At 64.6% G+C, this 18,655-nt stretch carries 15 protein-coding genes; 5 read left to right on the top strand and 10 right to left on the bottom strand.

The features are described from left to right. The first annotated feature begins 13 nt into the window (after nt 1-13). From NKK50_RS19440 to NKK50_RS19430, 3 genes are read left to right on the top strand one after another with little or no spacing between them, the layout of a single operon-like run. Entirely contained in the window at nt 14-850 is an 837-nt protein-coding gene (locus tag NKK50_RS19440; RefSeq protein ID WP_023672164.1) for a carbohydrate ABC transporter permease, read from the top strand. Nucleotides 851-863: 13 nt separating this feature from the next. Then, nucleotides 864-1,943, top strand: a complete 1,080-nt coding sequence (locus NKK50_RS19435) for an ABC transporter ATP-binding protein (protein ID WP_023706780.1) — start codon at nt 864-866, stop codon at nt 1,941-1,943. Nucleotides 1,944-1,972: 29 nt separating this feature from the next. Beyond that, complete coding sequence (locus tag NKK50_RS19430) at nt 1,973-4,006, top strand: aldo/keto reductase (protein WP_352543774.1); 2,034 nt, start codon at nt 1,973-1,975, stop codon at nt 4,004-4,006. Between the two features lie 91 nt (nt 4,007-4,097). Here NKK50_RS19430 and NKK50_RS19425 read toward each other — a convergent pair whose 3' ends face one another. Then, the gene (locus tag NKK50_RS19425) at nt 4,098-4,526 is read right to left on the bottom strand and encodes an Lrp/AsnC family transcriptional regulator (protein ID WP_023834533.1); all 429 of its coding nucleotides are present in this window, start codon (nt 4,524-4,526) and stop codon (nt 4,098-4,100) included. 150 nt (nt 4,527-4,676) lie between these two features. On the opposite strand from NKK50_RS19425, the gene NKK50_RS19420 reads away from it, so the two are divergent. Next, nucleotides 4,677-5,780 (top strand): saccharopine dehydrogenase family protein, encoded by a 1,104-nt coding sequence (locus NKK50_RS19420; protein ID WP_023834534.1) that lies wholly within the window; start codon nt 4,677-4,679, stop codon nt 5,778-5,780. A 161-nt stretch (nt 5,781-5,941) separates the two neighbouring features. Here the strand turns inward: NKK50_RS19420 and NKK50_RS19415 are convergent, their stop codons facing one another. The 5 genes from NKK50_RS19415 to NKK50_RS19395 form a co-directional block, all read right to left on the bottom strand. After that, a complete protein-coding gene (locus NKK50_RS19415; protein ID WP_352500190.1) occupies nt 5,942-6,808 on the bottom strand; it encodes a glycosyltransferase in 867 nt (288 codons plus the stop codon). 207 nt (nt 6,809-7,015) lie between these two features. Next, a complete protein-coding gene (lpdA, locus tag NKK50_RS19410) occupies nt 7,016-8,404 on the bottom strand; it encodes a dihydrolipoyl dehydrogenase (protein ID WP_023692909.1) in 1,389 nt (462 codons plus the stop codon). Nucleotides 8,405-8,638: 234 nt separating this feature from the next. Next, nucleotides 8,639-10,042 carry a dihydrolipoamide acetyltransferase family protein gene (locus tag NKK50_RS19405; RefSeq protein WP_352543773.1) on the bottom strand — a complete coding sequence of 468 codons (1,404 nt, stop codon included), beginning with the start codon at nt 10,040-10,042 and terminating at the stop codon, nt 8,639-8,641. A gap of 2 nt (nt 10,043-10,044) precedes the next feature. Further along, nucleotides 10,045-11,058 carry an alpha-ketoacid dehydrogenase subunit beta gene (locus NKK50_RS19400; RefSeq protein WP_023672171.1) on the bottom strand — a complete coding sequence of 338 codons (1,014 nt, stop codon included), beginning with the start codon at nt 11,056-11,058 and terminating at the stop codon, nt 10,045-10,047. Nucleotides 11,059-11,060: 2 nt separating this feature from the next. Then, a complete protein-coding gene (locus NKK50_RS19395) occupies nt 11,061-12,293 on the bottom strand; it encodes a 3-methyl-2-oxobutanoate dehydrogenase (2-methylpropanoyl-transferring) subunit alpha (RefSeq protein WP_023687602.1) in 1,233 nt (410 codons plus the stop codon). A 511-nt stretch (nt 12,294-12,804) separates the two neighbouring features. Between NKK50_RS19395 and holA the strand changes: the two genes are divergently transcribed. Continuing rightward, complete coding sequence (holA, locus tag NKK50_RS19390) at nt 12,805-13,848, top strand: DNA polymerase III subunit delta (RefSeq protein WP_023726718.1); 1,044 nt, start codon at nt 12,805-12,807, stop codon at nt 13,846-13,848. 272 nt (nt 13,849-14,120) lie between these two features. Here the strand turns inward: holA and NKK50_RS19385 are convergent, their stop codons facing one another. The 4 genes from NKK50_RS19385 to mnmG form a co-directional block, all read right to left on the bottom strand. Beyond that, complete coding sequence (locus tag NKK50_RS19385) at nt 14,121-15,011, bottom strand: ParB/RepB/Spo0J family partition protein (protein ID WP_023692912.1); 891 nt, start codon at nt 15,009-15,011, stop codon at nt 14,121-14,123. Between the two features lie 61 nt (nt 15,012-15,072). Next, nucleotides 15,073-15,870 (bottom strand): ParA family protein, encoded by a 798-nt coding sequence (locus NKK50_RS19380; RefSeq protein WP_023672118.1) that lies wholly within the window; start codon nt 15,868-15,870, stop codon nt 15,073-15,075. A 65-nt stretch (nt 15,871-15,935) separates the two neighbouring features. Beyond that, the gene (gene rsmG / locus NKK50_RS19375; protein WP_023672117.1) at nt 15,936-16,568 is read right to left on the bottom strand and encodes a 16S rRNA (guanine(527)-N(7))-methyltransferase RsmG; all 633 of its coding nucleotides are present in this window, start codon (nt 16,566-16,568) and stop codon (nt 15,936-15,938) included. Further along, nucleotides 16,565-18,439: a tRNA uridine-5-carboxymethylaminomethyl(34) synthesis enzyme MnmG gene (gene mnmG, locus NKK50_RS19370; protein ID WP_023672116.1), complete on the bottom strand. Its 1,875-nt coding sequence runs from the start codon at nt 18,437-18,439 to the stop codon at nt 16,565-16,567. The genes rsmG and mnmG overlap by 4 nt, the downstream gene beginning before the upstream one ends. Nucleotides 18,440-18,655: the final 216 nt, after the last annotated feature.

Raw genomic sequence — 18,655 nt, 5'->3', positions numbered from 1 at the left:
GAGGGGAGGCGAAATGAGTTCGCTCTCGCAACGACGGCTCGGCCGCAGCGTCCTGCTGCATCTGGTCCTGACGCCGCTGGCGGTGATCTGGCTGTTTCCGCTGTGGATGATGGTGGTGTTTTCGACCATGCCCGACAACGGCATTTTCAGCCCCGGCATCGAGCTTCTGCCGCACGGCAATTTCGTCGACAATTTCAACAACCTGCAGCGCGACACCAATTTCGTCGGCGCTATCGGTATTTCGGTGGCGGTGGCGGTGACCTACACCTTCTTCTCGGTGCTGCTGACCTCGATGGCCGGCTGGGCGCTCGCCCGCTATCAGTTCTTCGGCAAGGGCGCGGTGGTGGCGATCATCCTCGGCACCATCACGCTGCCCTATGCGGTGGTGCTGATCCCGCAATTCATCATGGTGGCGCGCGACTTCCAGCTCGCCAACACCTGGATTGCGCTGATCGTGCCACCCTTGTTCAATTCGCTGGGCGTGCTGTTCATGCGCCAGGCTTTCTCGATGATGCCGGCCGACCTTTTCGACGCGGCACGTGTCGAGGGCGTCAAGGAATGGCGTATCTTCCTGTTCGTCGCTTTGCCGCTGGCGCGGCCGATGCTGGCCGCACTCGCCATCATCCTGTTCCTAGCCTCGTGGAACAATTATCTCTGGCCGCTTTTGATCAACAGCCAGCCCGGCGCGATGACGGCCCCTGTGGCGCTCGGCACGCTGATCGGCCTGACCAAGGTCTCATGGGGCGGCATCATGGCCGGCGCCGTCATGCTGACCGTACCGATGCTGGTCGTCTTCGTGCTGCTGCAGCGCCATTTCATCGCCGGCATCGCCGCCGGTGCCGTCAAGTAGGGACAACAGCGATATGGCGGCAGTCACCCTCACCAATGTCGTAAAACGCTTCGGCGTCTATGAGATCATCCATGGCGCCAACATCGATATCGCCGATGGCGAGTTCGTCGTCTTTGTCGGCCCGTCGGGTTGTGGAAAATCGACGCTGCTCAGGATGATCGCCGGGCTGGAGGATATCAGCGGCGGCGAGATCGCCATTGGCGGCAAGGTGATGAACGATGTCGAGCCGGCCGAGCGCGGCATCGCCATGGTGTTCCAGTCCTACGCGCTCTACCCGCACATGAGCGTGGAGCAGAATCTGAGCTTTGGTCTCAGGATGACCGGCAACCCCAAGGAGGACACCGAGCGGCGGGTGAAGCGGGCCTCCGAAATCCTGCGCATCACAGAGTTGATGGCGCGGCGGCCGAGGCAATTGTCCGGCGGCCAGCGCCAGCGCGTCGCCATTGGCCGCGCCATCGTGCGCGAACCGCAAGTCTTCCTGTTCGACGAGCCGTTGAGCAATCTCGACGCCGAGCTGCGCGTCCAGATGCGGGTCGAGATCTCGCGCCTGCACAAGGAACTCGGCACAACGATGATCTATGTCACCCACGACCAGACCGAGGCGATGACGCTGGCCGACCGGATCGTCGTGCTGCGCGGTGGCCATGTCGAGCAGATCGGCAGGCCGCTCGATCTCTACGACAATCCCGACAACCAGTTCGTCGCCGGCTTTGTAGGCTCGCCGAAGATGAATTTCATCAAGGGCCGCGTCGTCGGGCGCAACATGAGCAGCGTCACCGTCGAGCTGGTGGGCGAGGAAATGACCCGCATTATGCAACCGTTGACCGGCGCCGTGCCGCAAACAGGAGCCAAGGTCATTGTCGGCGTGCGGCCCGAACATTTCGGCAATGGCGGCGAAGGCGACGCCGACCTCACCGTCGGCATCGACGTGGTCGAGCATCTCGGCGGCACCAGCTTCATCTATGCCAGGACCGCCCATGGCGAAGACCTGGTGATCCAGCGCGACGCGGCAAAGGTCCCCGACACCCAGGAGATCACCGTGTCCATCCGCAAATCCTATCTGTTCGATGAAAACGGCCAGCGGCTGCGCTGAGCCCTTCCAGCCTTGCAAGGAGAATGACCATGACTGCAACCGCGCCCATCCGCTGGGGGATACTTGGGCCCGGCGACATCGCCAAAGCGTTCGCCCGCGGCGTGGCAGGCTCGCGCACCGGCACGATCGTGGCGCTCGGCGCCCGCAATCCCGGCAAGGCAGGCTTGGCCGAGACGTTTCCCGGCGCCCGCATCCTCGACGGTTACGACGCGCTGCTCGCCGACCCCGAGGTCGACGCCGTCTATATCGCCATCCCGCATCCCGGCCATGCCGAATGGGCAATCAAGGCGGCGGAAGCCGGCAAGCATGTGCTGTGCGAAAAGCCGCTGGCGCTGACCGCCTTCGAGGCCGACGCCATGATCCATGCTGCGCGCAAGGCCGGCACCTTCCTTGGCGAAGCGTTCATGTACCGGCTGCACCCGCAGACGGCGAAGCTGGTGGAACTCATCAAGTCGGGCGTCATCGGCGATGTCAGGCTGATCAAGTCGAGCTTCGGCTTCGCCATGCCCGGCTTCATGCCCGAGCACCGGCTCTATTCCAACGATCTCGCCGGTGGCGGCATTCTCGACGTCGGCGGCTATCCCGTCTCCATGGTGCGGCTGATCGCGGGCGCTGCCACAGGCAAACCCTTCGCCGAGCCGGACAAGGTTGTCGGCACCGCCCATCTCGGCAAGTCCGGCGTCGACGAATGGGCCTCGGCGCTGCTGCATTTTCCCGGTGGAATCGTTGCCGAGGTATCCTGCAGCATCTCGCTGAAACAGGACAATGTCCTGCGCATCCTCGGCACCAAGGGCCGCATCGAGGTGCCGGATTTCTGGTTCGCCGGCGGCGGCAACCGCGATGGCGGCCCTGGCCGGATCGATGTAATTCTCGCCGACGACACGCGCGAGACCATCAGCCTCAACGAAACCCGCCATCTCTATTCCTTCGAGGTCGACGCCGCCGGCGAGGCGATCCTGGCCGGCAAACAGGAATTCGCCTGGCCGGGCATGGGCTGGGCCGACAGTCTCGGCACGCTGCGTGTGCTCGACAAATGGCGCGCTGCCGTCGGGCTCGAATATGAGATCGAAAAGCCGGCTAAGCGAACCAACACCCTTTCGGGCCGGCCGCTGCGCACCGGCGGCACGGCCATTGGCAAGCGCAAGATTCCGGGCCTGTCGAAGCCGGCCTCCGTGGTGGCGCTCGGCTTCGAGGATTTCCGCACCTTCTCGTCGGGCGCAATCCTGCTCGACGCCTTCTTCGAGACCGGCGGCAATCTGTTCGATACCGGCTATGTCTACGGCGCCGGCTACACCGAAACGCTGCTTGGCCAGTGGCTCAGGAATCGCGGCGTGCGCGAGCAGTCGGTGATCATCGCCAAGGGCGCGCACTCGCCGCTCTGCTATCCCGATGTCATCGGCAAGCAGCTCGCCCAGTCGTTGGACCGGCTGCAGACCGACCATGTCGACCTCTATTTCATGCACCGCGACAACCCGGATGTGCCGGTCGGCGAATTCGTCGATGCCATGGACGCCGAGGTCAAGGCCGGCCGCATCCGTGGCCCGTTCGGCGGCTCGAACTGGACGATGGCGCGCATGGACGAGGCGATTGCCTATGCCGAGCGCACCGGCAAGCAGAAGCCCGGCGTGCTCTCCAACAATTTCTCGCTGGCCGAGATGCTGGAGCCGATCTGGGCAGGCTGCATCACCTCGTCCACCGACGACTGGAAATCCTGGCTGACGAAAAGGCAGATGCCCAACTTCGCCTGGTCGAGCCAGGGCCGCGGCTTCTTCACCGACCGCGCCGGCCGCGACAAGCAGGACAATGAGGAGCTGGTGCGGGTCTGGTATTCGGAGAAGAATTTTGGCCGGCGCGACCGTGCCATCGAGCTGGCGCAGCGGCTCGGCAAAAGCCCGATCCACATCGCGCTCGCCTATGTGCTGGCGCAGCCCTTTCCGTCGGTGCCGTTGATCGGCCCGCGCACGCTGGACGAGTTGGAGGACAGTTTGAAGGCGCTGGATATCAAGCTGTCGGCGGAGGATGTGGCGTGGCTGGATAGCGGGCCGGAAAGGCGGCGGGCTTAGGGAGCAAGCTCAGAGTTTGGAGGTTGGCGAAAGCCAAGGCGAAGGCTGATCTCCCCCCTTGCGGGGGAGATTAGCGGCTCATGCGTTCCACCTACCGATCGATCCGTGTCGACAAAATAATCGACGACGACGTCCGCTCGACCCCGTCCATCGCCCCGATCTCGTCCAGCAACGCATCCAGATCCCTGATCGACGGCGCGTCGACGATGACGATCATGTCGAAATTGCCGCTCACCGAGTGCAGCGTCCGTACCGGCGGCAGCGCCTGCAGCGCCCGCACCACCTTGTCGGCGAGCTTGGGCGTGACGGTGAGCAGCACATGCGCCCGCACCAGCCCCTGCTCGTAGTCCGGCGCCATCCGCACGCCATAGCCGGTGATGATGCCGCGCTGTTCCAGCCGCTCGATCCGGCTCTGCACCGTCGTGCGCGAAACGCCGAGCTTGCGCGCCAGCTCAGTGGTCGACGCGCGGGCATTGGCGCGCAGCAGGGAAAGCAGTTTTTGTTCGGCGTCACTGAGCATTTCGACGAGCCTTGTCGGCGTATTGATCAATTGTGGGGTTCGTTTCGAACAGTTTCACGCTTCCTTTCGGCAGGCAAGCTGCGATTCTTGAAGGCATAGCGTCCACCGCGCGGCAGTTTGGGCCAAAGAGTTTTCACGAGGGGCAAGGTCATGAAGAAAATCATCGTCGTCGGCGCCGGCAAGATCGGCTCCACCATTGCAGGCATGCTCGCCGACAGCGGCGACTACCACGTCACCGTTGTCGACCGCGCGGCGGCGCAGCTTGCCGCGGCCGAACTTCCCGCCGGCGTCGAGGGGCTGGAGCTCGATATCGCAGCGCCGGGCGCACTCGAGGCCGCCCTTGCCGGCGCCTTCGCCGTGCTGAGCGCCGCCCCCTTCCATTTGACCACGCGCATCGCCGAAGCGGCCGCCGCCACCGGCGTGCACTATCTCGATTTGACCGAGGATGTCGTCTCCACCCGCCGCGTCAAGGAGCTGGCCAAATCGGGCGAGAGCGCTTTCATCCCGCAATGCGGCCTGGCGCCGGGCTTCATCTCGATCGTCGCCAACGATCTCGCCAGCCGCTTCGACACGCTGGAAAGCGTTCGCATGCGCGTCGGCGCGCTGCCGCAATACCCGTCCAATGCGCTGAACTACAATCTTACCTGGAGCACCGACGGCGTCATCAACGAATATTGCGAACCCTGCGAGGCGATCGTCGAGGGCGAGCTGATCGAGGTGCCGCCGCTGGAGGAGCGCGAAGAGTTCTCGCTCGACGGCGTCACCTATGAGGCCTTCAACACCTCCGGCGGTCTCGGCACGCTGGCCGAGACGCTGAAGGGCAAGGTGCGCACGCTGAACTACCGCACCATCCGCTATCCCGGCCACGCGGCGATCATGAAGGCGCTGCTCAACGACCTCGGCCTGCGCCACCGCCGCGACGTGCTGAAGGATATCTTCGAGAGCGCCCTGCCGGCAACGCTGCAGGACGTGGTCATCGTCTTCGTCACCGTCTCGGGCCGCCGCAATGGCCGCCTGCTGCAGGAAACCTACGCCAACAAGATCTATTCGCAGCGCATCGGCAACCAGGTGCGCAGCGCAATCCAGATCACCACCGCGTCCGGCATCTGCGCCGTGCTCGACATGCTGGCCGACGGCACCTTGCCGGCGACCGGTTTCGTCAAGCAGGAAGACATCGCGCTGGATGCGTTTCTCGCCAATCGTTTTGGGCGCGCTTATGCCCAGCACGAGATGGTGAGCCGGCTCGCAAGCTGAGCTACTTCACCCTCCCCCTTGTGGGGAGGGTCGGCGCGCAATCGGAGCGAAGCGGAGATGGCGAGACGGGGTGGGGGTGAGCGCCGACGGTCGACGAGAGCCCCCACCTCGCTCCGCTCCGCGGATCGACCCTCCCCACAAGGGGGAGGGTAAAGCGCCCGCTACTTCCGCAGAGCCATCGGTCGTCCGAGCAGAAACCGGATGAAGTTGCCCGCGGTCCGCGGCGCCATGCGGGGCTGCGTCGCCTGTCGTGGCGCGCTTTGCCTTCGCGCTGGCACCTTGGGTTCGACACCCGGTCGGCCCACCGTGAAGGAGGGCCCCGAGACCGGCTTCCCACTCAACACGTTGGCGGCGTTGTTGTCATGGATGACGATGCACCATTGCGCGCCCTTCGATGCCGCCACGACGGTGTTGAAGCGCGTCGCCATTTTTGCGTGGTGCTCGCTGTAGACGCCGCTCATCGCCGGCGATCTCCTTTCGACCAGCGTGCCGAACGCCGACGTGACATAGTCGTGGTGCGTGTAGCGTCCGCTTGCCGTGTCGAAATTCTGGCCGTCCGGAAAGGCAATGTAGAGCGGCTGCAGGTCCACCACACGCTTTTCGATCTCCCGGCGCGCGTAGTGCTCGACGCGCTCCATGAAGGTCGGCGCCAGCGCGTCGTCGCTGTCGAGCCGCGTGAGCGAAACATAGTCGGCATCGGTATCGGCCTGGACGAAGGCATTGAAGCGATCATTGTAATCCTCGCCGGCCTCGACAAGGATCGGCCTGACGTCGACACCGGCCACGCAGCTGCACACGGTGCGAATATAGTTCTCGTGCGTATCGGCATCGAACGCCACAAGGACGGTAAAATCCTTCAGCGACTGGCCTTCGAGCGACGACGCGCAATAGGTGTCGAACAACGCCAGGCGCTCGACCAGCCAGACCGGGTCGAGATTGGCGCGGCCCTTTCCGTCCCACTGGCTTGGCTTGAAGCCAGCGGCGATGTTGTAGCGTATGGCGATGTATTTCTTCAGGCCGGTGTCCATGGACCGACACTTAGTACATTCCGCTGATCTGCGACAACCAACGGCTGAGCGGCCACCCTCCCCCTTGTTGGGAGGGTCGGCTCGCGGTCGGAGCGAAGCGGAGATGGCGAGACGGGGTGGGGGTGAGCGCTGACGGTCGGCGAGGACCCCCACCCCGCTCCGCTACGCGGATCGACCCTTCCCCACAAGGGGGAGGGTAAGCGCACCTCAAATATGCAGCGCGTGGCCCAGCGCCTTCAGCGCCGCTTCCTGGAAGCCTTCGCCTTGCGTCGGATGCGCATGGATGGTCCCGGCGATATCCTCCAGCCGCGCGCCCATTTCCAGCGCCAGGCCGAACGCCGCCGCCAGTTCCGACACGCCTTGCCCGACCGCCTGGATGCCCAGCACCAGATGGTTGTCCGCGCGGGCGGCAACACGAACAAACCCGTCCTCGCCGAGTTTCGTCATCGCCCGGCCGTTGGCGGCGAAGGGGAACTGGCCGATCTTGATTTCGCCTGAAGCCTTCGCCTCCTCCGGCGTTAGCCCTGCCGTCACCAGCTCCGGATCGGTGAAGCAGACGGCCGGGATCGAGCGCTTGTCCCAGCTGCGCTTGTGGCCGGCGACGATCTCGGCCACCATTTCGCCTTGCGCCATCGCCCGGTGCGCCAGCATCGGCTCGCCGGTGACGTCGCCAATGGCATAGATGCCGCGCATCGAGGTGCGGCACTGGTCGTCGATCTTGATGAACTTGCCGGCCATGTCGAGATCGATCTGATCGAGGCCCCAGCCCTCCGTCACCGGCTTGCGGCCGACCGTGACCAGGATCTTGTCTGCCGCGATTTTGGTGCTCTTGCCGTCCGCGGTCTCGACCAGCAGCGCGTCGCCCTTGACCCCCTTGGCCTTGGCACCAAGCATCACCTCGACGCCGAGCTGGGCCAGCCGTTTCACCACCGGCCGGGTCAGTTCCGCATCATACTGCGCCAGCACGCGCGGCAGCGCCTCGACCACGGTCACCGCGGCGCCCATTTTGGCGAACGCCATGCCGAGTTCCAGCCCGATATAGCCGCCGCCGACCACGGCGAGCTTTTTCGGCACCTCGCCGAGAGCCAGCGCTTCTGTGGATGAAATCACCGGGCCGCCGAACGGCAGGAACGGCAGTTCCACCGTCGCCGAGCCGGTGGCGATCACAACCGTTTCGGCGCGGATGATCTGGGTGCCGGTCTCGGTCTCGACCGCGACGGTCTTGCCGTCGCGGAACGTCGCCCAGCCATAGACGGTCTTGACCTTGGCCTTCTTCAGTAGCCCGGCAACGCCCCCGGTCAGCCGGCTAACAATGCCGTCCTTCCACGCAACCGTCTTGCCGAGATCGAGCACGGGCGCTGCTACCGAGATGCCGAGCGGACTGCTGCCGCCGGCCATATGCGCGACCTTCTCGAACTCTTCCGCCGCATGGATCATCGCCTTGGACGGGATGCAGCCGACATTGAGACAGGTGCCGCCCGGTTTGCCGGCTTCAACGATCACCGTATCGATGCCGAGCTGGCCGGCACGGATAGCGCAGACGTAGCCGCCGGGCCCGGCGCCGATGACCAGCAGCTTGCAGGAGATTTCTTTCATGGCGTGACCCTTTGATGCGAGGGAATGTTCCGTCGCGATCCTTCGCGCCCCCCTCTGTCCTGCCGGACATCTCCCCCACGAGGGGGGAGATCAGCAGCTTCTTCGCTTCGCTCATTCCTGCAACGATGGAGATTGGCGAAACCCTGCGTGACGTCCAATCTCCCCCTTGTGGGGGAGATGCCTGGTAAGGCAGAGGGGGGCGCTGTCCCGCCGTCATCTCGGTCGTTCCGCCCCTCAATCCACAAATATCAGCGCTGGCGTCTCAATCAGCGCCTTGATGCGCTGCACAAACACCGCCGCGTCCCAGCCGTCGACCACCCGGTGGTCGAAGCTCGACGACAGGTTCATCATCTTGCGCGGGATGAACTGGGTGCCGTCCCAGACCGGCCGCACCATCATCTTGTTGACGCCGACGATCGCCACCTCAGGATGATTGATGACCGGCGTCGTCGCCACGCCGCCCATGGCGCCGAGCGAGGTGATGGTGATGGTCGATCCCGACAGCTCGTCGCGGCTGGCCGTGCCGGACTTCGCCGCTTCGGCCAGGCGGTTGAGCTCGGCCGCGCAATCCCAGAGGTCGCGCGCCTCGGCGTGCTTGACCACCGGCACCACCAGGCCCGACGGCGTCTGCGCGGCAATGCCGATATGGACGCCGCCATGCTGATGGATGATGCCGGCCTCGTCGTCGAACAGCGCGTTGATGTTGGGCTGGTCGGCAATCGCCTTGACCATCGCCCGCATCAGGAACGGCAGCAGCGTCAGCTTCGGCCTCTCCACACCCTTGCGCTTTTCCTTGTTGAGCGCCGCGCGCAACTCCTCAAGTGCTGTGACGTCGATCTCCTCGACATAGGTGATGTGCGGGATGCGTGACTTCGCCAGCGACATTTTTTCGGCGATCTTGCGCCTGAGACCGATGACCTTGATATCCTCGACGCTGTCATTGCGCGCCAGACCCGACGCCTTCGCCACCTGCGGCCCGCGCGCGAGAAAGGCCTCGATATCTTCGTGGCTGATGCGGCCGGCAGGGCCGGTACCCGACACCTGGCGCAGATCGATCCCCGCCTCCTTCGCCCTGAGCCGGATGGCGGGCGACGCCAGGGGCTTTTCGCCCTCCGGGCGCGGCGCGCCGGAGGGTGCCGCACCTTTAGATGTCGGCGCAGCACCCCCACCCCTGGCCCCTCCCCACAAGGGGGAGGGGGATTCAGTCTCAGCTGCCCGTGCGCTTTTGGCTGCTGGTGCAGGTGGTGGCGACTTGGCGTCGGATTTCGTGGCCGAAACGCCTCCCTCTTGTGGGGGTCCGGAGGACGGGCGAGACCCGTGGCTCGCCCCGGCAGGGGTGGGGGTCGGTGCCGCCGTGACCTCTGACGATTTCGAGCCTTCGGCGACATTGCCCTCCCCCGCCACTTTCAGCCGCACGATGGGCGAGCCGATCGCCACCGTGTCGCCGATCTCGGCGCCCAGCCACAGGATCTCGCCATCGACCGGCGAAGGTATTTCCACCGTCGCCTTGTCGGTCATCACGGCGGCGAGCAAAGCGTCCTCGCGCACGAGGTCGCCGACCTTGACGTGCCATTCCACAAGTTCGGCCTCGGCGACGCCTTCACCGACATCCGGCAGCTTGATGATGTGTTCGCCCATCCCTAGGCTCCCATGGTTTCGAGAAGCGCGCGGCCGACACGGGCCGGCCCCGGGAAATAATCCCATTCCTGCGCATGCGGGTAGGGCGTGTCCCAACCGGTAACGCGCGCCACCGGCGCTTCCAGATGGTAGAAACAATTTTCCTGCACCAGCGCCGACAGCTCGGCGCCGAAGCCGGAGGTCAGTGTCGCCTCGTGCACGACGACGCAGCGTCCGGTCTTCTTCACCGAAGCGACTATCGCGTCGAGATCGAGCGGCAGCAGGGTCCGCAAATCGATGATCTCGGCATCGATGCCGGTTTCTTCCACGGCCGCCTGCGCGACATAGACCATGGTGCCGTAGGCGAGCACGGTGACGGCCGAGCCCGCCCGGCGGATCGCCGCCTTGCCGAGCGGCACCGTGTAATGGCCGTCGGCGACCTCGCCCAGTTCATGCTTCGACCATGGCGTCACCGGTCGGTCGTGATGGCCATCGAACGGTCCGTTATAGAGCCGCTTCGGCTCCAGAAAAATCACCGGATCGGGATCCTCGATCGCCGCGATCAGCAGCCCCTTGGCATCATGAGGATTGGACGGCACCACCGTCTTCAGCCCCGACACATGGGTGAACAGCGCTTCCGGGCTCTGGCTGTGCGTCTGGCCGCCAAAGATGCCGCCGCCGGTCGGCATGCGGACCACGATCGGGCAGGTGAAATCGCCGTTCGAGCGGTAGCGCAGGCGTGCTGCTTCCTGCGTCAGCTGGTCGTAAGCCGGGTACATGTAGTCGGCAAACTGAATTTCCACGCATGGCTTCAGCCCATAGGCGGCCATGCCGATGGCGGAGCCGACAATGCCGGATTCGTTGATCGGCGCATCGAAGCAGCGGGTCTTGCCGTACTTCGCTTGCAGGCCTGCCGTGCAGCGGAAGACACCCCCGAAGAAGCCGACATCCTCGCCATAGACGATGACGCGTTCGTCGCGCGCCATCGACACGTCCATGGCGTCGCGGATCGCCTCGATCATGGTCCGTCTCGGCATGGTCAGACTCCCGCCTGCTGGCGCTGGCGCCTGAGATGCGGCGGCATCTCGGCAAACACGCCCTCGAACATCTCGCGCGTCGACGGCTTGCCGCCGGCATGCAGCGTGCCGTGGCCTTCAGCTTCCTTCTGCGCCGCGATCACCGTCTCGAGGATTTCCGCTTCGGCCTGGGCGTGACGCTCGTCCGACCAGACGCCGCGTTGGATCAGATGGTTCTTCAGCCGCATCACCGGATCGCCGAGCGGCCAGGCGTCGGATTCCGTCTTCGGCCGATAGGCCGACGGATCGTCCGAGCTCGAATGCGCGCCGGCACGGTAGGTGACATATTCGATCAGCGTCGGCCCGAGATTCTGCCGCGCCCGCTCCGCCGCCCATTTGGCCACGGCATGCACGGCGAGATAATCATTGCCGTCAACGCGCAGCGCCGGAATGCCGAAGCCGAGGCCGCGCGCGGCAAAGGTGCCGGAGCCGCCACGCGCAATGCCTTGAAACGTCGAGATCGCCCACTGGTTGTTGACGACGTTGAGGATGACCGGCGCCTTGTACGTCGAGGCGAACACCAGTGCGGAATGGAAATCGGATTCGGCCGTCGAGCCGTCGCCGATCCACGCCGCCGCGATTTTCGAATCGTTGCTGATAGCGGAAGCCATCGCCCAGCCGACCGCCTGGATGTATTGCGTCGCCAGATTGCCGGAGATCGAGAAGAAGCCATGCTCCTTCGACGAATACATGATCGGCAGCTGCCGCCCTTTGAGCGGATCGGCCTCGTTGGAATAGATCTGGTTCATCATCGTGACCATCGGATAGCCGTCGGCGATGAGCAGGCCGGCTTGCCGATAGGTCGGGAAATTCATGTCGCCTGGCGCCAGCGCCTTGCGGAAAGCGCAGCTCACCGCCTCCTCGCCCAGATGCTGCATGTAGAACGAGGTCTTGCCCTGGCGCTGCGCCATCTGCATGCGCGCATCGAAGCTGCGCAGCGTCATCATGTGGCGCAACCCCTCGAGCAGCTCCTCGTCGGTGAGCAGCCCGGCCCATGGCCCGACCGCCTCACCGGTGCGGTTGAGCACGCGGATGATCGAAAACGCCATGTCGCGGATTGTGCGCGGATCGACATCGATGTCCGGTCGCGGCACCGAGCCCGCCTTGGGGATAGGCACGTTGGAGAAGTCGGGCGTTCCGCCCGGCCGCACTTCCGGCTCCGGCACATGAAACCGCAACATCCCAGCATCGGTCATGACCATGGTCCTCCCATTTGCTGCGGTGATATTTGCACATCCGCGCGCCCGGCACAGCGCCAATTCATGGGGCGCCGCAACCCATACGGCGTCACGGCCGGCAGGCGACCGCAAGATGCAGATATGTCGGCGAAATTTCTTGTCGATGTTGGGGAGCGGCGCGCAATTAGGCGCAAAGTTTTGCAGGATTTCCAGCAGATAGTCACTTCACGGCCTCCGGGAGAGATGAACGCATCAAGGTCGGCGAACTGGCGCTTTCCTCTCCCCCGTCGATCGGGGGGAGAGGTGTCGAGCCCACCAACACCGCGGGGGGGGCGACCCATGGGCGGGAGGCTACGCTTGAGATAGTGCCCTTCCTTTGTCCGTTCGCGGCGATTGCCAGGTGGTTCCCCCACTCCGTCTCGGCTTCGCCGAGCCACCTCTCCCCCCTCCGGAGGGAGAGGAAGGCAAAAGGGTCTCGAACTCTCTGGAGAACGTTCACTCCGCCCTCTCCCCATGCTAACCACCGCTAATGGCGCAGAAAAAAGGATACGAAGTCGATTCGTGGCTGGCGAAGCCGGAAGCGCGCATATCGATCGTCCTGCTTTACGGACCCGACCGCGGCTTGGTCGCCGAGCGGGCCAAAACCTTTGCCGCGAAAACTGGCCTGCCGCTCGACGATCCGTTTTCCGTCGTACGGCTCGACGGCGCGGAGGTCGATCGCGACCAGGGCCGGCTGCTCGACGAAGCCCGGACCGTGCCGATGTTCTCCGACCGGCGGCTTCTGTGGGTGCGCAACGCCAGCGGCCAGAAGCCGCTGGCTGAGGACGTCAAGGCGCTGACCGCGGAGCCCGCGCGCGACGCGATCATTCTCATCGAGGCCGGCGACCTGAAAAAAGGCGTCGGGCTGCGCGCCGTGGTCGAGGCGGCCGACAACGCCATGGCGCTGCCTTGTTATGCCGATGAAGCGCGCGACATCGACAGCGTCATCGACGACGAGTTGCGCAAGGCCGGCATGTCGATGGCGCTCGATGCGCGCCAGGCGCTGCGCCGCAATCTCGGCGGCGACCGGCTGGCCTCGCGCGGTGAAATCGAAAAGCTGGTGCTTTACGCCCACGGCCAGAAGGACATTGGCCTCGATGACGTCAGGGCGATGTCCGGCGACGTTTCCGGCGCCTCCTTCGACGACGCGGTCGATGCTGTGCTGGAAGGCAAGATCGGTGACTTCGACACCGCCTTCACCCGCCACTGCCTGTCCGGCGGCCATCCTTTCCTGGTACTGTCCTCGGCGATGCGGCAGCTGCAGCAGCTTCAAATCATGCGCGGCCAGATGGACACCGCCGGCCGCAACGCTGCCTCGGCAGTGGCCGGCGCCCGTCCGCCGGTGTTTTTCTCGCGGCGCAAGCTGGTGGAGAAGGCGCTGGAGCGCTGGAACGTCGAGGCGCTCAGCCGCGCGCTGAACCGGCTGCAATCGGCCGTGCTGCAGACCAGGCGCAGGCCGGATTTGTCGGAAGCGCTGGCGCGGCAGGCGCTGCTCGGCATTGCGGTGGAGAGCGCGAGGCTGGCGCAGCGGTGATCTCCCCCCTTGAGGGGGAGATGTCGCCAAAGGCGACAGAGGGGGTCGCGGCGCGTGGAGCGCTGGCGCCTTTCGCAACGACGAACGAGGTCGGCGCTTGATGGGAGACGACCCTTCTGGCCTGCCGGCCATCTCCCCCTCAAGGGGGGAGATCAGCAGTTCGATCCCTTCGGCAATCGCCAATAAAAAGAAGGGCCGGCAACCGCCAAGCCCTTTCTTCATCCTAAGCCAGAACTTCATTCGCCGGCTAAATATGGCGCAACCCCAACCCTCTACCGCTCATCCTTCAACCGCCGGCATAGCTCGTCGAGCTGCTCCAGACTGCGGTAGTCCACGCGGATCGCGCCGCCTTTGCCCTTGTGCTCGATGGTCACGATCATGCCGATCGTGTTGGTCATCAGCCTTTCCAGCGCCAGCGTGTCGGCATCCTTGCCCGATGCGCCGTGTGCTGGTTTTGCCTTGGGCGGCGTGCCGCCCGCCGGCATCTGCGCCAGCGCCTCAGCCTGGCGCACCGAAAGCCCTTCTTCGACGATCTGCTTGGCTAGCCCGGCGGGATCCTGCGCCGTCACCAGCGTCCGGGCATGGCCGGCCGACAGCACGCCGTCGACCAGCATGTCGCGGATTACGTCGGGCAGCTTCAACAGCCTGAGCGTGTTGGCGACGTGGCTGCGGCTCTTGCCGATGACATTGCCGAGGTCGGCCTGTGTGTAGCCGTGGTCGTCGATCAACTGCTGGTAGCCGAGCGCCTCCTCGACCGGGTTGAGATCGGTGCGCTGGACGTTTTCTATGATCGCCAGTTCCAGCGCTGTGCGGTCGTTGACGTCGCGCACGATGATCGGGATCTCGGTCAGCCCGGCGCGCTGCGCCGCCCGCCAGCGCCGCTCGCCGGCGATGATCTCGTAGCGCCCGGCCTGCGTCGGCGAAGGCCGCGCCACCACCGGCTGCACGACGCCATGTTCGCGGATCGATTGCGCGAGATCCGTCAGATCGGCGTCGCCGAAATGCCGGCGCGGGTTTTTCGGGTTCGGGCTCAGAAACTCGATCGGCACCTTGCCGTCGGCATTCAGGCCTGGCTTTTCGGCCGCTGCCACCGGGCGGTCGATCTCCCCGATCAGCGCCGCCAGTCCACGCCCCAGTCTCTTTCTCGAAAGGTCTTCGCTCATCTCAATTCCAGATTCTTGATCGTTTCGGTGCCGGATCGCTTTGTTTATCGACCCTGCCTAATCATGCAGCGCGCAATTTTCGCTCGCGGCGGATCACTTCGGATGCCAATTGCAGATAGGCTTGGCTGCCGGAGCATTTCAGGTCGTAGAGGATCGCCGGCTTGCCATAGGAGGGCGCCTCGGACACTCGCACATTCCTAGGAATGATGGTCTCGTAGACCTTGTCGCCCATATGTGCCCGCACGTCCTGAACCACCTGGTTGGCGAGGTTGTTGCGGCCGTCATACATGGTCAGCACGATGCCCTGGATGATCAAGTCCGGATTGATCGAACGGCGCACCTGCTCCACCGTTTCCAGGAGTTGGCTTAGCCCTTCCAGCGCGAAGAACTCGCACTGCAGCGGCACAAGAACAGAATCGGCTGCCGCCATTGAATTCAAAGTCAAAAGGTTGAGCGAGGGCGGGCAGTCGATCAGCACATAGCCGAACGGCGCACCGCGCTCGGTGGCGGCGCGCAGCGCGTTGCGCAGCTTAAGCACGCGATCCGGCGCCGAGGCGATTTCCATCTCGATGCCGAGCAGATCGAGCGTCGACGGCACGATCGACAGGCCGGGCACCGCCGTTGGAATGGCCGCCTCTTCCAGGCCCAGTTCGCCGGTCAGCACATCGTACGAGGAGACGGTGCGGTCCTTGCGGTCGATACCGAGACCCGTCGAGGCATTGCCTTGCGGGTCGAGATCGACGATCAGGACCTTTTCGCCGATCGCGGCCAGCGCCGTGGCCAGATTGATGGCGGTGGTTGTCTTGCCGACGCCGCCCTTCTGGTTGGCGACGGTGATGATGCGAGGTCCGGTTTTCATGGGTCTGTGCCAGGTATTCATGTGGGCCAGGTATTCATTGCGTCGCCAAGGTTGCGAAGGAGAGCTTACGCAGTCTGCAGATCGGTCACTTCGAGGATGACGCCATGGGCGTCGGTCATGCTCGGATGTTCTACCAGATCGAAAGCCCAGCGGTGAGTGCTTTCTTCCACCTCGGAGCGGTAATCCCGGCCTTTGTGGAACAGCGCCCGCGATCCCTTGGTCAGCCACGGCGCCGACAGATCGAGCAGCGCCGGCAGCGCGGCCAGCGCCCGCGCCGTGATGATTTCCGGTGCGGAAACAAGCGCATAGCTGTCGTCGATGCGCCGCGCGACAACCCGCGCCGGCAAACCGAACTGGCCTATCATCGCTTGCAGAAAGGACGCTTTCTTGCGGTTGCTCTCGACCAGATCGATCGATGCGCCGTCGCGCTCGACCAGCAGGAAAGCCAGCACCAGGCCCGGAAAACCGCCGCCCGAACCGAGATCGGCCCAGTGTTTGGCCTGCGGGGCGATTCGCGCCAGTTGCGCGCTATCCAGAATGTGGCGGCCCCAGACATCGTCCAGCGTCGACGGCGCGGCCAGATTGATGCTTCGGTTCCATTTCAGGAACAGCTTTTCGAACGCCACCAGGCGATCGAATGTTTCACGTGAAACCGGTCCCGCAGCCTCTTGCAGGCTCGCCCATGAGGCAGCGCTCACGCGACGGCCCTTTGGGCGGCCGATTCGGCGTTGCGAACGTGCGCGACGATGATGGCCAGCGCCGCCGGCGTCATGCCTTCCATACGCTGCGCGTCAGCGATCGACCGGGGCTGACGCGCTAGCATCTTCTGCTTCAGCTCATTGGACAGGCCAGGAACATCGGCGAAATCCACCGACGCCGGGATCAGCCGGCTTTCCTCGTGGCGGATTTGTGCGACATCTGCCTGCTGGCGATCGAGGTAAACCGAATATTTCGCTTCCGTTTCGAGCCGCTCAGAGGTTTTGACGTCGATTGCGCCAAAGGCCGGCGCAACACGGGCCAGCCAAGCTATATTGACGCCGGGATAAGCGAGCAATTCGTAGGCGGAGCGGCGCACGCCGTCCCTGTTGATCTCCAGCCCATGCCGCGCTGCTTCGTTGGGCGTCATCGTTGTCGCAGCTGCGAGTTCGCGCGCCCTATCAAGATCCTGTGTGACTTGATTGAACCGCCGCGTTCGCTCCGGCGACACGATACCCAGCCGATTTGCCAGAGGCGTAAGCCTTTCATCGGCATTGTCGGCGCGCAGCGATAGGCGAAACTCCGCCCGCGAAGTGAACATGCGGTAGGGCTCGGCAATGCCGCGGCTGGTGAGGTCGTCGACCATCACACCGATATAGGCTTCGGTGCGGCTGAGCACGATTTGGTCGTCGGCCGCCGCCTTGCGCGCGGCGTTGAGCCCGGCGAGCAGGCCCTGCGCTCCGGCTTCTTCATAACCGGTGGTGCCGTTGATCTGACCGGCGAGGAAAAGCCCCGCAATACGTTTGGTCTCAAGCGTCGGCTCCAACTCGCGCGGATCGACATGGTCGTATTCGATGGCGTAGCCGGGCTGCAGCATGGTCGCGCGTTCCAGGCCCGGGATCGTCTTCAGAATGTCGAGCTGGACGTCTTCGGGCAGGGAGGTCGAGATGCCATTGGGGTAGACGGTGTCATCGTCCAGCCCTTCCGGCTCCAGGAATATCTGATGACCTTCTCGATCGCCGAACTTGACGATCTTGTCTTCGATCGACGGGCAGTAACGTGGACCTACGCCTTCGATCGAGCCGGAATACATGGCCGAGCGGCCGAGATTGGCGCGGATCAGCGCGTGCGTCGCCGGCGTCGTACGCGTAATACCGCAATGGATTTGCGGATTCTTGATTGTGTCGGTGAGCAGCGAGAACGGCACTGGATGTTCGTCGGCCGCCTGGCTTTCCAGCGACGCCCAGTCGATGGTGCGGCCATCGAGCCGCGGCGGCGTGCCGGTCTTCAGCCGTCCAAGCGCGAAACCGGCGCGGCTCATCGTCGCCGACAGGCCAAGGCTCGCCTGCTCGTTCATCCGCCCGGCGACAATCTTCCTGTCGCCAATGTGGATGAGGCCGCGAAGAAAGGTGCCGGTGGTCAGCACCACGGCGCCGCACGCCAACCGGCGCCCGCCGGCCAGGCGCACAGCGGCGACCCGTCCATCCACGATGTCGAAGTCCAGAACCTCGCCTTCGACGACGTCGAGACCGTTCTGCTGCCGAATCGCTTCCTGCATGGCCAGCCGATACAGCTTGCGGTCGGCCTGCGTGCGCGGCCCGCGCACGGCAGGGCCTTTGCGGCGATTGAGCAGGCGGAATTGGATGCCGGCAGCATCGGCGATGCGGCCCATCAGCCCGTCCATGGCGTCGATCTCACGCACCAGATGGCCCTTCCCGAGGCCGCCGATCGCTGGATTGCAGGACATGACACCGATCGTGTCGAAGCGCAGCGTCACCAGCGCGGTCCTGGCGCCGGCGCGCGCGGCAGCGCTCGCAGCCTCGCACCCGGCATGGCCACCGCCTACCACAACCACGTCATAGTGATCGATCATTGTCCCTTCCAGATTCAGAGATTTCCCGACACATGTCCCCACGAGAGGACGCTGTCAAGGATTGCAGGTTGATTCGTTCACGTGGACCGGAGTGCTGAAAGCCGCAGAGGTGTTTCACGTGAGTCATGGAAGCGGCGAAGCCTCGTTTGGCGCTGCCCCTTATCTATCTTCCGGCATCTTCTCCCCATGAACGGGGACAATGAGGGGCGGTGCAGG

The organism is Mesorhizobium sp. M0001 (assembly GCF_040324255.1).
Classification (GTDB): Bacteria; Pseudomonadota; Alphaproteobacteria; order Rhizobiales; family Rhizobiaceae; genus Mesorhizobium.
The sequence above is the reverse complement of the archived record's forward strand: the minus strand, read 5'-3'. Positions and strand labels throughout refer to the sequence as shown.